The organism is Streptomyces sp. NPDC048278, assembly GCF_040652195.1.
Taxonomy (GTDB): Bacteria; Actinomycetota; Actinomycetes; order Streptomycetales; family Streptomycetaceae; genus Streptomyces.
In genome coordinates this window covers 228,091-241,872 of sequence record NZ_JBEZLP010000013.1, presented here as the reverse complement: position 1 = coordinate 241,872, position 13,782 = coordinate 228,091, and the positions used below count along the sequence as shown (strand labels likewise).

Sequence of the window (13,782 nt, the reverse complement as noted above, 5' to 3'; positions counted from 1 at the left end):
GCACGCGCCCTCTTCGTCTCAGGGCGTGTACACCGTCGGCCGAGGTGCCGTCGTCATCCCGGCGCCGATGAAGAAGCTCGGGTGGGGCGGCTGGTTATAAGCCGTGTTCTGCCAGGCCAGGGCGGTGCGGTACTGGGTGTCGTGAAGGAGGGTCGTGATCCTCGTGGTGGTCTCGTAGGGGGTGGAGTAGATGCGGAGGGCGGTGTTGTCGGTCGTGGGCCAGACGACTTCCTCGCGCCAGTCGCCGAGGATGTCGCCGGAGAGGGACGGGGTGGCCTTGGTGCTGTTGTTGGAGTGGACGTCGGCGCCGGTGAGGAGACGGGTGTCGGCGGAGGTGCCGTACTTGTCGATGTGGGTGTCGTCGAGGAGTTCGCGGACCGGGTCGCCGTCCCACCAGGAGAGGAAGTTGGTGCTGGAGGGCTTACGGCTTGCGACGATCGTGCCCTGCGGGTTGCGGACCCCGTCGGCGTGCGACGACCACGACTCGGCGCCCGCGCTGCCGGCCCAGATGTCGCCGGAGACACCGCGGCCGTTGTCGCCGTTGGGGTCGGTGGACCAGAGGATCTCGCCGGTCCTGGCGTCGGCCATCCAGGACGACGGCTTGGAGCTGTCCTCGTCAACCTTGAACTCCTCCAGGCCGGGTCGGGCGGGGTCGAGGTCGCCGACGTGCAGGGCGTCGCCGTGGCCGTTCTTCGTGGTCCACAGGCCGGAGCCGTTGTCGTCGACGGCCATCGAGCCGTAGACGATCTCGTCCTTGCCGTCGCCGTCGACGTCCGCGACGGCGAGCTGGTGGTTGCCCTGGCCGTCGTAGCCCTTGCCGGTGTTGGTGGAGGAGTTGGTGTCGAAGGTCCAGCGGCGGGTGAAGGCGCCGTTCCGCCAGTCCCAGGCGGCGATGACCGTGCGGGTGTAGTAGCCGCGCGCCATGATCAGGGAGGGGCGGGAGCCGTCCAGGTAGGCGGTCCCGGCGAGGAAGCGGTCGACGCGGTTGCCGTACGAGTCTCCCCAGGAGGAGACGGTGCCGCGTGCGGGGACGTAGTCGACGGTGCCCATCGCCTTGCCGGTCAGGCCGTTGAACATGGTCAGGTACTCGGGGCCGGAGAGGACGTAGCCGCCGGAGTTGCGGTAGTCGGCCGACGCGCTGCCGATCACGGCTCCTGTGCCGTCGACCGTGCCGTCCGCCGTCTTCATGGCGACCTCGGCCTTGCCGTCGCCGTCGTAGTCGTAGACCTGGAACTGGGTGTAGTGGGCGCCGGAGCGGATGTTCCGGCCGAGGTCGATGCGCCACAGGCGGGTGCCGTCGAGTTTTATGCCGTCGAGGACGGTGTCGCCGGTGTAGCCGGACTGGGAGTTGTCCTTGGCGTTGGTGGGCTGCCACTTGAGGACGAAGTCCAGTTGGCCGTCGCCGTCGAGGTCGCCGACCGAGGCGTCGTTGGCCTCGTAGGTGTAGGAGACGCCGTCGGGGGTGGTGCCGCCGGCGGGCGGGGTGATCGGGACGTCCTTGTAGCCGGCGCGGAACTGGATCGCGTGGACCGAGTCGGCCTGTTCGACGCCGTTCACGATCGCGCGGACGGTGTAGTCGGCCTGGGCCGGGGCGCCGGAGTGGAAGTAGTTCGTGGAGCCGGTGACCGGCGTCGGGTTGACCTTGGTACCGGCGCGGTAGACGTTGAAGGCGACGTCGTCGGGGTCGGTGCCGAGCCAGCGCCAGCTGACCAGGTTCCCGGTGTCGGTGTGGACGCTGACCACACCCCGGTCGAGGGCCTCGACCTGGCGGGCGGTGGCCGCGGCGGCGGTGGTCGTGGAGAGAGCGGTGAGGCACGCGGCGATCAGAGCGGCCACGGCGGTCAGTGCCGCCAGGGCGGCGGAACGGCTTCTGCGATGCGGGTGCTGGTGCTGCACGTGAGGTACCTTCCGGGAATCGGACGGGTCCTCTGTCAGTCGGCGCCACCGGCCCTGCGGTTGCCGTATCTTTCGGACAGTTCGGCGATCGTTCGGGCCATGCGTTCACGCAGCTCGGGCGGGCCGAGGACCTCGATGTCCGTGCCCAGGCACAGGAATTCGGCTACCGCGTGGTCGGCCGACTCGACGGGGACCCGGGCCACGGTCCAGCCATCGGTCACCTCGACCGTCTTCGCCCTCGGGAGCGTCGCCCCCGGCGCCAGCCGGACCAGGGCCTCGGCACCGGCGCCGTACAGCCGGGCGTGGAAGTCGCGTTGGTAGGCGGTCCAGTGGGCGGCCAGGTCGAAGCCCTCGGGGCGGCTGAACTCCTCTTCCAGAACGGTCAGTTCGAGGATCTGGTCGACGCGGTAGGTGCGCGGGCCGGGGGCCGCGACGACGTACCAGCGGCCCGCCTTGAGGACCAGTCCGTACGGTTCCAGGCGGCGCCGCACCTCGGTCGGCTCGCGCCAGCGGCGGTAACGGACGTCCAGGGCACGGCCGTTCCAGACCGCTTCGGCGACCGCCGGGAGGTACGGCGTGTCGTCAGCGTCCGCGTACCAGCCGGGGGCGTCGAGGTGGAAGCGGCCACTGATCCGGTCGGCGTGGCCGCGCAGCTCCGGCGGGAGGGCGGCGCGGACCTTGAGCTGGGCGGCGGCCAGGACCGGGCCGAGCCCGAGGTCGGCGGCGGGGCCGGGGGCACCGGCCAGGAAGAGGGCCTCGGCCTCCGCGGTGGTGAGACCGGTGAGGCGGGTGCGCCAGCCGTCGAGGAGGCGGTAGCCACCGGCGTGCCCCGCGTCACCGTACAGCGGGACGCCGGCCGCGCTCAGGGCCTCCATGTCCCGGTAGACCGTGCGAGCGGACACCTCCAGCTCCGCGGCGAGCTGGGCGGCGGTCATCCGGCCCCGGGTCTGGAGCAGGAGAAGGATGGCGACGAGCCGGCTGGACTTCACCGTCCCAGGATCCCCGACTCCACTGACAGAGGATGTCAGTGGAGCGGGCCTAGCGTCACGCCCATGAGCTTCACGGAGAAACTGCTGACCGTGCCGCCGCCGATCACGGTGGCCGGCCGGCGCGTCAAGCGCTACCACGTCACCGCCGATCCCGCGGGCATCGCGCCCGACGTCGAGGAGGCGGCGTACGCGATCCTCCCCCGGCTGCTGCCGGAGCCGGACGGCACCCCGCCCGCGACCTTCGTGGTCCTGCACCGGGGCGGGGACAGCGGCGCCTACCTCAACGCCTACAGCTGGGTCTGGGACAACGTGCTCCACTTCCGGGGCGCCTCGGCGGGCCAGCCGGTGCTCGGCTGCCCGGACCAGGACCCGGCGCACTTCGTCGAGCCGGGCCTGCCGTGGATCGGCTGCGTCTGGGAACTGCCGCCGATCCAGCACGAACGGGACGCCTGGGTACGGCACCTGCTCGTGCCCGAGGTACCCGACCTGGAGGCCTATCTGGCCGACTCCCTGCCCGAAGGAACCACCGGAGGCCGCGCATGAGCACCCCGAACGACTTCGACTTCCTGCACGGCGCGTGGGAGGTCCGCAACCGCCGCCGTACCGACTTCCTCGACCCGGAGAGCGCCTGGGTGGAGTTCCCCGCCGTCAGCCACTGCCTGCCGCTGTTCGACGGCGCCGCCAACCTCGACGAGATCGACCTGCCGTACCTGGGCGCGAAGGGCGCGACCCTGCGGCTCTTCGACCCGGAGACCCGACGGTGGTCGCTGCACTGGGCGGCGAGCCGGAGCGGGAGGCTGTTCCCACCGGTCGTCGGGGCATTCGACGGTGACCGCGGGGAGTTCCACGGCGACGACACCCACGACGGCAAGGACGTCCGGGTGCGGTTCGTGTGGTCGGGGGTCTCCCCCACCGGCGCACGCTGGGAGCAGGCGTTCTCGGTGGACGGCGGGGAGAGCTGGGTGACCAACTGGACGATGGAGTTCAGCAGGCCGCCGGTTTCCTGAACGCCCGCACGGCGAAGCGGGGGTCGGGGCGGCGGCGGTCCTGGTCCGGCAGGGCCGCCAGCCGCGCGGCGAACTCCTCGACGCGGGGGTCGTCGGGCCGTAGCACCGTGAACCAGCCGCGCCGCAGGTCGGCGATGGTGGAGCGGGGACTGCGGCCCTGGCCGACGCCGGTGAACGCGGCCTGCCCTGCGGGCCGCAGGCCGCCGGCCAGGGCGTACGCGCGCACGTCCGCGGCGGCGTCGGATGCCGGGCGGCGCGGGCGGGCGGCGAGGACGGCGTCGATGTCGCTGCCCACGTCGTGCGCGGCGGCCTTGTCGACGGTGGTGACGTACACCCCGCCGGGCCGCAGCACCCGCGCGCACTCGGCGACTGTCCCGCGGACCTCGGTGCCGTCCGCCATGAGGTGGAGCAGCCAGACCGTCGTGACGACGTCGAACGTGGCGTCGGGGAACGGCAGCCGACGGCTGTCGGCGAGCAGAACCGACCCCGGCGGCAGCCGGGCCGCCGCCATCCGCGCCATCCCGGGCGCCCGGTCCGCCCCCGTGACCCGGAGCGCGGGACGAGCGGCGGCGAGCCGACGGGTGACGATACCGGTGCCACAGGCGAGATCGAGCAGACGGCCGGGAGGGCCGCCAGGACCTGCGCACACCGGGCCACCGCCGCGACCCGGACTGCCGTCGCGCTCCGGGCTGCCATCACGGCCCGGACTGCCGTCGCGACCCTGGCTGCCATCACGGTCCGGGCTGCCCGCCTGATCACGGCGGGCGAGGCCTTCCGCGCTGCCCCCACTGCCCGCACTGCCTGCACTGTCCGGACTACCCGCGCTGCCGATGCTGCCGACACTCCCGGCACTCCCGGCACTCCCGGCGCCCACCGCGCCCCCGATACCGTCGGGGATCAGGCCGAGGACAGCGTCCGCGGCTGCCTCCGCGCGGGGCTCGCCGCCGCGGGTCGCGTCGTAGGCCTCCGCTTCCTTGTCGTAGTCGAGCACATGGCTCAGTGTGCGCCGTGGCCTGGGGCGATGTCCTCCACCCTGTGGGCGAGTTCGAAGTCCTTGGCCGTGACGGCGCCCCCCACGCTGTGGGTGTTCACGGTCAGGGCGACGGTGTTGTAGCCGAGGGTGAGGTCGGAGTGGTGGTCGAGTTCGTCCTGGATACGGGCGATGTGCACGACGAGGGCGACGGCGGCGAAGTGCGAGTCGAGCCGGTAGGCGCGGGCGAGCCGGTCGTCGTCCAGCGACCAGCCGGGCAGCTCGGCCAGCCGGTCCTCGATCTCCTGCTGCGACAGCGGTGCGACGGCCATGGTGCGGCTTCCTTCCCGGGGACCGGCGAGTGGCGTGGGTGCGCTCAGCCTGCCATGACCGGGCGCTCGGGGCGGTGAGCACGGTCGCGTGTCCGGGCCTCCCCGCGCCCGGCCCCGCCGTGGGTGGCACTGGGTGCTGACACCAAGTACCTGCACTCACGGGTAAGTTGACGGAAGTAGTTCCCTCGACCAGGTGTGCGACGCGGCATCGCGTGACACACTGCTCCCCGTACTTGGGCACGTAGGGGAGGCGTGGCGTGAGTGAGCGGCGTGCTGCGCCCACAGTGGGGCAGGTCGTGCTCGGCAAGCGGTTGCAGGAGCTGCGCGAGGCGGCCGGCCTGGGGCGGGACGAGGCTGCGCGGGTGCTGCGGGTGGCCCAGGCGACCGTACGGCGGATGGAGATGGCCGAGGTCTCGCTGAAGATCCCGTACATCCAGGTGCTGCTGGAGACGTACGGGGTGCCCGAGGAGGAGCAGGCCGCGTTCGTGCGGCTGGCCGAGGAGGCCAACCAGCCGGGCTGGTGGCAGCGGTTCCACGACGTGCTGCCGGACTGGTTCAGCCTGTACGTGAGCCTGGAGGGCGCCGCCCGCGTCATCCGCTCCTACGAGCCGCACTTCCTGCCCGGCCTGCTGCAGACCGAGGCGTACGCGCGGGCCGTGATGGCGGCCGGGACGATCGGCCACAGCGATCCCACCGCCGTGGAACGGCACGTCGCGCTGCGGATGACCCGGCAGCGGCTGCTGGAGCAGGACGATCCGCCCCACCTGTGGGTGATCATGGACGAGACGGTGCTGCGGCGCCCGGTGAGCACCGACTGCGCGGTGATGCGCGAACAGGTCGACAAGCTCCTCGCCTACCTCGAACGGGACCGGGTGACCCTCCAGATCGCCGAGTTCGCGAGCGGCCCGCACCCGGGGACGTACGCGCCGTTCACGCTGTTCCGGTTCGGCGAGCCGGAGCTGCCCGACATGGTCTTCACCGAGTACCTGACCGGCGCCCTGTACCTGGACTCCCGTGACGAGGTCGGGGCGCACCTGGAGGTCCTGGACCACATGACGGCCCGCGCGGCCTCGGCGCACCGGACCGAGGAACTGCTGCGCGAGTACCGCGACAAGCTCTGATCCCGCGCGACACTCCGAGCCCGCGCCAGACCCTGATCCGAGGAGCACAGACTGTGACCGCACCCGAGCCCGCCCCGACCTCGATCGACACGAGCCGGCCGCATCCGGCCCGGGTGTACGACTGGTGGCTCGGCGGCAAGGACAACTACCCGGTGGACGAGGAGCTGGCCCGGCGGATCCTCGCCGTGGACGGCACCGTGCTGCGCGGGGCGCGTGCCAACCGCCGGTTCATGCAGCGGGCCGTGCGGACCGTCGCCGAGTCCGGCACCCGCCAGTTCCTGGACATCGGCACCGGCATCCCGACCGAGCCGAACCTGCACCAGGTGGCGCAGGGCGTGGCGGCGGAGTCGAAGGTGGTGTACTCCGACAACGACCCGATCGTGCTGCGCCACGCGGAGGCGCTGCTGCGCGGCACGGACGAGGGCAGCACCGCGTACGTGCACGCCGACGTACGGGACGTCGACGCCCTGCTGGCCCAGGCGGCCGAGACCCTGGACTTCAAGCAGCCGGTCTCGCTGTCGCTGGTGGCGCTGACCCACTACCTCGACGACGACCCGGACGGCGACGACGTGTACGGCCTGCTGCGCCGGTACGTCGAGGCGCTCGCCCCGGGCAGCCATCTGATCCTCTCCCAGGTCACCCCGGATCTCAGCCCGGAGGCGATGGAGCAGGCGGCGGCGAACTTCCGGCGCAGCGGGACGCCCTTCCATCCGCGTGCGCTGCCCGCCTTCTACCGCTTCTTCGAGGGTCTGGAGCTGCTCGGCCCGGGGGTGATCCCGGTCTCCGGCTGGCGCCCGGAGCCGGTGGACGTGGCCGTCCAGGCGGAGGGCATCGTCCCGGTGTACGGCGGGGTCGCCCGCAAGGTCTGACCCGTCCGGGCGCCCTGAACAGGTGCGTTCCCCGGCCCGCCCCTAGCGTCGAAGCGACGGGTGAGCGAGGGAGCGGACGTGACCGACACGCGGACACCGCCGAAGGAGCCGGGCGCGGCGCTGCTGAGCGCCGCTCGGTTCTTCCGGCCCGGCACGCCCGCGCGCGACCTGCACAGTGTGGCCCTGACCGGCGGCCGGGAGGCGGACGCCTTCTACCGGGACCGGTGGAGCCACGACAAGGTGGTGCGCTCCACGCACGGGGTGAACTGCACCGGCTCGTGCCGCTGGAAGGTGTACGTCAAGGACGGCATCATCACCTGGGAGACCCAGGAGACGGACTATCCGTCGGTCGGTCCCGACCGTCCCGAGTACGAGCCCCGCGGCTGTCCGCGCGGCGCCGCGTTCTCCTGGTACACGTACTCGCCGACCCGGGTGCGGTATCCGTACGTCCGGGGCGTGCTCCTGGAGATGTACCGGGAGGCGAAGCGGCGGCTCGGGGATCCGGTGCTGGCCTGGGCCGACCTCCAGAACGACCCGGAGCGCCGCCGCCGTTACCAGCGGGCACGCGGGAAGGGCGGCCTGGTACGGGCGAGTTGGGACGAGGCGCTGGAGATCGTCGCCGCCGCGCAGGTGCACACGATCAGGACGTACGGCCCGGACCGGATCGCGGGCTTCTCCCCGATCCCCGCGATGTCGATGGTGTCGCACGCGGCCGGCGCCCGCTACCACTCGCTGATCGGCGCCCCGATGCTGTCGTTCTACGACTGGTACGCGGACCTGCCGGTGGCCTCGCCGCAGGTCTTCGGCGACCAGACGGACGTGCCGGAGTCGGGCGACTGGTGGGACGCGGCCTATCTGATGATGTGGGGCTCCAACGTCCCGGTGACCCGCACCCCGGACGCGCACTGGATGGCGGAGGCCCGTTACCGCGGCCAGAAGGTCGTGGTGGTCTCCCCCGACTACGCGGACAACGCCAAGTTCGCCGACGAGTGGCTGCACCCGCACCCGGGCACCGACGGCGCGCTGGCCCTCGCGATGGGCCACGTGGTCCTCAAGGAGTTCTTCGTCGACCGCGAGACCCCGTTCTTCGCGGACTACGTAAGGAAGTTCACCGACCTGCCGTTCCTGGTGACGCTCACCGAACGGGACGGCGCCTACGTGCCGGGCAAGTTCCTGCGCGCCGCCGACCTCGGCCAGGACGGTGCGGGCGCCGAGTGGCAGACGGTCGTCCTGGACTCCGTCTCCGGCCGCGCGGTCGTCCCGAACGGCTCCCTCGGCTTCCGCTGGACGGACCCGGGCAAGGGCCGCTGGAATCTCGACCTCGGCGACATCGAACCGCAGTTGTCCCTGTACGGCAGTGCGGTGGCGGCCGGGGTCGAGGTGCTGCTGCCGCGCTTCGACACGGACGGCGGCGAACACGGCCAGGGCAGCGGGGACGTGCTGCGGCGCGGAGTCCCGGCGACCCGCCTCGGCGGCGCGCACGGTCCACTGGTGACGACCGTCTACGACCTGCTGCTCGCCCAGTACGGCGTGTGGCGGCACGGGCTGCCGGGCGGCTGGCCCACCCACTACGAGGACCCCGACGCGCCGGGCACCCCGGCCTGGCAGGAGCGGCACACCTCCGTCCCGGCCGCCAAGTGCATCAAGATCGCACGGGAGTTCGCGCGGACCGCGGAGCGCTCCAAGGGCCGCTGCATGATCCTGATGGGCGCCGGCACCAACCACTGGTTCCACTCCGAGACCATCTACCGCGCCTTCCTCGCCCTGCTCCAGCTGACCGGCTGCCAGGGCCGCAACGGCGGCGGCTGGGCGCACTACGTCGGCCAGGAGAAGTGCCGCCCGGTCACCGGCTGGGCCTGCCTGGCCTCGGCCAACGACTGGTCCCGGCCGCCGCGCCAGATGATCGGCACGGCCTACTGGTTCCTCCACACGGACCAGTGGCGCTACGACCGGTTCGGCGCCGACGTCCTGGCCTCGCCGCTCGGAGAGGGCAGGTTCGCCGGGATGACCGGCGCCGACTGCCTCGCGCTGTCGGCCCGTTCGGGCTGGATGCCGTCGTACCCGACCTTCGACCGCAGTCCGCTCGCGCTCGGCGAGGTGCCGGGCGATCCGGTGGCCAGGGCGGTGGCCGAACTCCGGGCAGGGACCCTGAAGTTCGCCTGCGAGGACCCGGACGCCCCGGAGAACTGGCCGCGCGTCCTGACCCTCTGGCGGGCCAACCTGCTCGGCTCCTCGGCGAAGGGCGCCGAGTACTTCACCAAGCACCTCCTCGGCACGCACTCCTCCCTGCGCGCCGAGGAGGCGGACCCGGGCCGGCGGCCCCGGGACGTGAGGTGGCGGGACGAGGCACCCGAGGGCAAGCTCGACCTGCTGCTCTCCCTGGACTTCCGGCAGACCTCCTCCACCCTGCTGTCGGACGTCGTGCTGCCGGCCGCCACCTGGTACGAGAAGCACGACCTGTCGTCGACCGACATGCACCCGTACGTGCACGCCTTCACGCCGGCCGTGGACCCGCCCTGGCAGGCCCGCACCGACTTCGACACCTTCAAGGCGCTCGCGGAGCGGCTGAGCGAGCTGGCCGTGCGCCATCTCGGGGTGCGCAGGGACCTGGTGGCCGTGCCGCTGCAGCACGACACCCCGGGCGAGACCGCGCAGCCCGGCGGGGTGGTGCGGGACTGGAAGCGCGGGGAGTGCGAGCCGGTGCCCGGCCGGACCCTGCCGAACCTGGTCGTGGTCGAACGGGACTACCCCGCGGTCGGCGCCAGGTTCGCGGCGCTCGGCCCGCTGGTGGAACAACTGGGCCTTCCCGCCAAGGGCATCACCCTCAAGCCGGACCAGGAGGTCGCGCGTCTGCGGCAGTTGAACGGCACCGGATACCAGGACCGGCCCGCCCTCGACACGGCGGTGAAGGCGGCCAACGCCGTCCTCGCCCTCTCCGGCACCACCAACGGCCGCCTCGCCACCCAGGGTTTCCGCACCCTGGAGCGGCGCACGGGGCAGGAGATGGCCCACCTGGCCGCCGAGCACGAGGGCAGGCTGGTCACGTACGCCGACACGCAGGCCGCGCCGGTCCCGGTGATCACCTCGCCGGAGTGGTCGGGCAGCGAGTCCGGCGGCCGGCGCTACACGGCGTTCACGCTCAACACCGAGCACCTCAAGCCCTGGCACACGCTCACCGGGCGACAGCACTTCTTCCTCGACCACGACTGGATCCACGAGCTCGGCGAGGCGCTGCCGGTCTACCGGCCGCCGCTGGACATGAACAAGCTGTTCGGCGAGCCCCGCCTCGGCCCCGACGGGCAGCAGGAGGTGACGGTCCGATACCTCACCCCGCACAGCAAGTGGTCCATCCATTCCGAGTACCAGGACAACCTGTTCATGCTCGCGCTCTCCCGGGGCGGCCAGAACATCTGGATGTCCCCCGCCGACGCGGACGCGATCGGGGTCGGGGACGACGACTGGGTGGAGGCCGTCAACCGCAACGGCGTGGTGGTGGCCCGCGCGGTCGTCTCGCACCGGATGCCGGCCGGCACGGTCTACATGCACCACGCCCAGGAGCGCACGGTCGCCGTCCCGAAGACGGAGACCACCGGCATGCGCGGCGGCATCCACAACTCGCTGACCCGGCTGATCCTCAAGCCCTCGCACCTGATCGGCGGCTACGCCCAGCTGTCCTGGGCCTTCAACTACCTGGGCCCGACGGGCAACCAGCGCGACGAGGTGACGGTGATCCGGCGCCGCGCCCAGGAGGTCGAGTACTGATGCGTCCGATGGCCCAGATCGCGATGGTCATGAACCTCGACAAGTGCATCGGCTGTCACACCTGTTCGGTCACCTGCAAGCAGGCATGGACCAACCGGCGGGGCATGGAGTACGTCTGGTTCAACAACGTCGAGACCCGCCCCGGCCAGGGCTACCCGCGCCGCTACGAGGACCAGGAGCGGTGGCGCGGCGGCTGGGAGCTGAACCGGCGGGGTGCCCTGAAGCTGAAGGCGGGCGGCCGGCTGCACAAGCTGGCCGGGATCTTCGCCAACCCGAGGCTCCCGGAGATCAAGGACTACTACGAGCCCTGGACGTACGAGTACCGCAACCTCACCGACGCCCCGCTCGGCGACGACTACCCGGTGGCCCGCCCGGTCTCCCAGCTCGACGGCAAACCGATGAAGATCGAGTGGTCCGCGAACTGGGACGACAACCTGGCGGGCGCCCCCGCCCACGGCGACCTGGACCCGATGGTCGAGCGGGCCCGGCGACACGCCTCGGACAAGGTGCGGTTCGAGTTCGAGCAGACCTTCATGTTCTATCTGCCCCGCATCTGCGAGCACTGCCTCAACCCGTCGTGCGTGGCCTCCTGTCCGTCCGGGGCGATGTACAAGCGGACCGAGGACGGCATCGTGCTGGTCGACCAGGACCGGTGCCGGGGCTGGCGGATGTGCGTGACCGGCTGCCCGTACAAGAAGGTCTACTTCAACCACGCCACCGGCAAGGCCGAGAAGTGCACCCTGTGCTATCCGCGGATCGAGGTCGGTCTGCCGACGGTCTGCTCGGAGACCTGCGTGGGCCGGCTGCGCTACCTCGGGGTCGTCCTCTACGACGCCGACAAGGTGACGGCGGCGGCCGAGACCGAGGACGAGAAGGCGCTGTACGAAGCCCAGTTGGGCGTCTTCCTCGACCCGGAGGATCCGGCCGTGCGGCGGGCCTGCGCGGCGGCGGGCATCCCGGACGACTGGACGGAGGCGGCCCGCCGCTCCCCCGTCCACGCGCTGATCAGCAGGTACCGGGTGGCGCTGCCGCTGCACCCGGAGTACCGCACGCTGCCCATGGTCTGGTACATCCCGCCGCTCTCCCCCGTCGTGGACGCGCTCTCCGAGACCGGCCACGACGGCGAGGACGCCGACAACCTGTTCGCCGCGATCGACACCCTGCGCATCCCGCTCGCCTACCTGGCCGAGCTGTTCAGCGCGGGCGACCCGGCACCGGTCCGCGCCTGCCTGGAGAAACTCGCGGCGATGCGCTCCCACATGCGGGCGCTCAACCTGGGCGAGGACCCGGACCCGGCGGTCGCCGCCGCGGTCGGCATGCGGCCGGCGGAGATCGAGGCGATGTACCGGCTACTGGCGATCGCCAAGTACGAGGACCGGTACGTGATCCCGACGGCGGCCGTCGGAGACGCCCGCCGTCTGGAGGAGTCCGCGCTGCCCGACGGGTGCAGCCTCGACTTCGACGGCGGCCCCGGCATGGGCGGCGACGGCCCGTTCGGCCAGGACTCCGGCCGGAAACTGCTCCCCGTGGTGTCGGTGCAGAACTTCCACGGTCTGCGCAGACGGCAGACCGCCGACACTCCCGACGAGGCGAAGGAGGACTGATGCCCTCGGACGCGGTGTTCTACCAGGCGGCGGCGCTCTGTCTGACCTACCCGGACGACGACTTCGTCGCCCGGCTGCCGCTGCTGCGCGAAGCCGCCCCGCAACTGCGGGAGTTCACCGACCACGCGACGGTGACCCCACCGCAGGAGCTGGCCGCGCACTACGTGCAGGTCTTCGACTTCAAGAACCGGCACAGCCTGTACCTCAGCTGGTGGCGGGACGGCGACACCCGGCGCCGGGGCATGTCCCTGGTCCGGTTCCAGGACATCTACAAGGCGTACGGCATGGAGTTCACCGGCCAGGAGCTGCCGGACTTCCTGCCGGCCGTCCTGGAGTTCACGGCCCGCACCGGCAACACCGACCTGCTCACCGAGCACCGCGACTGCCTGTCGCAACTCCGAGTCCGGCTCACCGACTTCGGCACCCCCTACGCATGCGTCCTGGACGCGGTCTGCGCCGCCCTGCCGGCCTCGACCGGCGGGGTACGCCCATGACCACCCTCCTGTGGGGCGCCCTGCCCTACGTCGCCCTCGTCCTCCTCGCCACCGGCCTCGTCTGGCGCTACCGCTACGACAAGTACGGCTGGACCAGCCGCTCCTCCCAGGTCTACGAGTCGAGGCTGCTGAACATCGCCTCCCCCGTCTTCCACTACGGCATCCTGTTCGTCCTGGCCGGCCATGTCGTCGGCCTGTTCGTCCCGGCGTCCTGGACGCGGTCGCTCGGCGTCAGCGAGCACACGTACCACCTGTTCTCCCTCCACGGCGGCACGCTCGCGGGCGTCCTCACGGTGGCCGGCCTGGCCCTCCTCCTCTACCGCCGCCGCACCCGGGCCCCCGTCCTGCGCGCCACGACGACGAACGACAAGGTCATGTACCTCGTCCTGGTCGCCGCGATCGTGCTGGGCATGACGGCGAAGCTGAGCCACAGCTCCGGCGACGGCTACGACTACCGCGCCACGATCGCCCCGTGGGCCCGCAGCCTCTTCGCCCTCCGCCCGGACACCGCACTCATGGCGGACGTCCCGGTCCTCTACCAGGTCCACGCGGTCATCGGCATGCTCCTCGTCGCCCTGGTCCCCTACACCCGCCTGGTCCATATGTTCAGCGCCCCGGTGCAGTACCTGTTCCGCCCGTACCTGGTGTACCGGTCGAGGGATCCCCGGCAGTTGGGCCCCCGCCCGGAACGGAGAGGCTGGGAGACCACCCGCAACTAGTCTCCTCCACCGCACCCAA

Annotated in this window: 11 protein-coding genes and 2 pseudogenes; 8 read left to right on the top strand and 5 right to left on the bottom strand. The window is 71.8% G+C overall.

The window, feature by feature from the left end; all coding sequences use genetic code 11:
* Nucleotides 1-18: 18 nt before the first annotated feature.
* Both AB0D74_RS23960 and AB0D74_RS23955 read right to left on the bottom strand, forming a co-directional pair.
* Nucleotides 19-1,836: a rhamnogalacturonan lyase gene (locus tag AB0D74_RS23960; RefSeq protein ID WP_362590574.1), complete on the bottom strand. Its 1,818-nt coding sequence runs from the start codon at nt 1,834-1,836 to the stop codon at nt 19-21.
* Between the two features lie 95 nt (nt 1,837-1,931).
* A complete protein-coding gene (locus tag AB0D74_RS23955; RefSeq protein ID WP_362590418.1) occupies nt 1,932-2,885 on the bottom strand; it encodes a YafY family protein in 954 nt (317 codons plus the stop codon).
* Between the two features lie 63 nt (nt 2,886-2,948).
* Between AB0D74_RS23955 and AB0D74_RS23950 the strand changes: the two genes are divergently transcribed.
* Together AB0D74_RS23950 and AB0D74_RS23945 are read left to right on the top strand one after the other, a co-directional pair.
* On the top strand, nt 2,949-3,428 hold the full coding sequence (locus AB0D74_RS23950; protein ID WP_362590415.1) for a hypothetical protein: 480 nt from the start codon (nt 2,949-2,951) through the stop codon (nt 3,426-3,428).
* Entirely contained in the window at nt 3,425-3,892 is a 468-nt protein-coding gene (locus tag AB0D74_RS23945; protein ID WP_362590412.1) for a hypothetical protein, read from the top strand. The genes AB0D74_RS23950 and AB0D74_RS23945 overlap by 4 nt, the downstream gene beginning before the upstream one ends.
* Here AB0D74_RS23945 and AB0D74_RS23940 read toward each other — a convergent pair.
* The 3 genes and pseudogenes from AB0D74_RS23940 to AB0D74_RS23930 all read right to left on the bottom strand — a co-directional run.
* Nucleotides 3,870-4,514, bottom strand: a pseudogene (locus tag AB0D74_RS23940) (class I SAM-dependent methyltransferase); the annotation flags it as partial. The gene AB0D74_RS23945 and the pseudogene AB0D74_RS23940 sit on opposite strands and share 23 nt — an antisense overlap.
* A 264-nt stretch (nt 4,515-4,778) precedes the next feature.
* A pseudogene (locus tag AB0D74_RS23935) lies at nt 4,779-4,883 on the bottom strand (SAM-dependent methyltransferase); the annotation flags it as partial.
* A 5-nt stretch (nt 4,884-4,888) separates the two neighbouring features.
* A complete protein-coding gene (locus AB0D74_RS23930) occupies nt 4,889-5,194 on the bottom strand; it encodes a 4a-hydroxytetrahydrobiopterin dehydratase (protein WP_362590409.1) in 306 nt (101 codons plus the stop codon).
* A 257-nt stretch (nt 5,195-5,451) separates the two neighbouring features.
* Here AB0D74_RS23930 and AB0D74_RS23925 point away from each other — a divergent pair, with 257 nt between their 5' ends.
* The 6 genes from AB0D74_RS23925 to narI all read left to right on the top strand — a co-directional run bounded on the left by AB0D74_RS23925 (nt 5,452) and on the right by narI (nt 13,763).
* A complete protein-coding gene (locus AB0D74_RS23925) occupies nt 5,452-6,315 on the top strand; it encodes a helix-turn-helix transcriptional regulator (protein WP_362590406.1) in 864 nt (287 codons plus the stop codon).
* A gap of 53 nt (nt 6,316-6,368) precedes the next feature.
* Complete coding sequence (locus AB0D74_RS23920) at nt 6,369-7,184, top strand: SAM-dependent methyltransferase (protein WP_362590403.1); 816 nt, start codon at nt 6,369-6,371, stop codon at nt 7,182-7,184.
* A gap of 78 nt (nt 7,185-7,262) precedes the next feature.
* Nucleotides 7,263-10,946 carry a nitrate reductase subunit alpha gene (locus AB0D74_RS23915; RefSeq protein ID WP_362590400.1) on the top strand — a complete coding sequence of 1,228 codons (3,684 nt, stop codon included), beginning with the start codon at nt 7,263-7,265 and terminating at the stop codon, nt 10,944-10,946.
* On the top strand, nt 10,946-12,550 hold the full coding sequence (gene narH / locus AB0D74_RS23910) for a nitrate reductase subunit beta (protein ID WP_362590397.1): 1,605 nt from the start codon (nt 10,946-10,948) through the stop codon (nt 12,548-12,550). The genes AB0D74_RS23915 and narH overlap by 1 nt, the downstream gene beginning before the upstream one ends.
* A complete protein-coding gene (gene narJ, locus AB0D74_RS23905; RefSeq protein WP_362590394.1) occupies nt 12,550-13,044 on the top strand; it encodes a nitrate reductase molybdenum cofactor assembly chaperone in 495 nt (164 codons plus the stop codon). The genes narH and narJ overlap by 1 nt, the downstream gene beginning before the upstream one ends.
* Nucleotides 13,041-13,763 (top strand): respiratory nitrate reductase subunit gamma, encoded by a 723-nt coding sequence (narI, locus tag AB0D74_RS23900; protein ID WP_362590391.1) that lies wholly within the window; start codon nt 13,041-13,043, stop codon nt 13,761-13,763. Before narJ ends, narI begins: the two co-directional genes overlap by 4 nt.
* The last annotated feature ends 19 nt before the right edge of the window (nt 13,764-13,782 follow it).

Excerpts from the sequence above, each read along its gene's own strand:
- AB0D74_RS23950 (WP_362590415.1), top strand. The coding sequence starts at position 2,949 with ATGAGCTTCACGGAGAAACTGCTGACCGTGCCGCCGCCGATCACGGTG.
- AB0D74_RS23930 (WP_362590409.1), bottom strand. The coding sequence starts at position 5,194 with ATGGCCGTCGCACCGCTGTCGCAGCAGGAGATCGAGGACCGGCTGGCC.
- narH (WP_362590397.1), top strand. The coding sequence starts at position 10,946 with ATGCGTCCGATGGCCCAGATCGCGATGGTCATGAACCTCGACAAGTGC.
- narI (WP_362590391.1), top strand. The coding sequence starts at position 13,041 with ATGACCACCCTCCTGTGGGGCGCCCTGCCCTACGTCGCCCTCGTCCTC.
- AB0D74_RS23945 (WP_362590412.1), top strand. The coding sequence starts at position 3,425 with ATGAGCACCCCGAACGACTTCGACTTCCTGCACGGCGCGTGGGAGGTC.
- narJ (WP_362590394.1), top strand. The coding sequence starts at position 12,550 with ATGCCCTCGGACGCGGTGTTCTACCAGGCGGCGGCGCTCTGTCTGACC.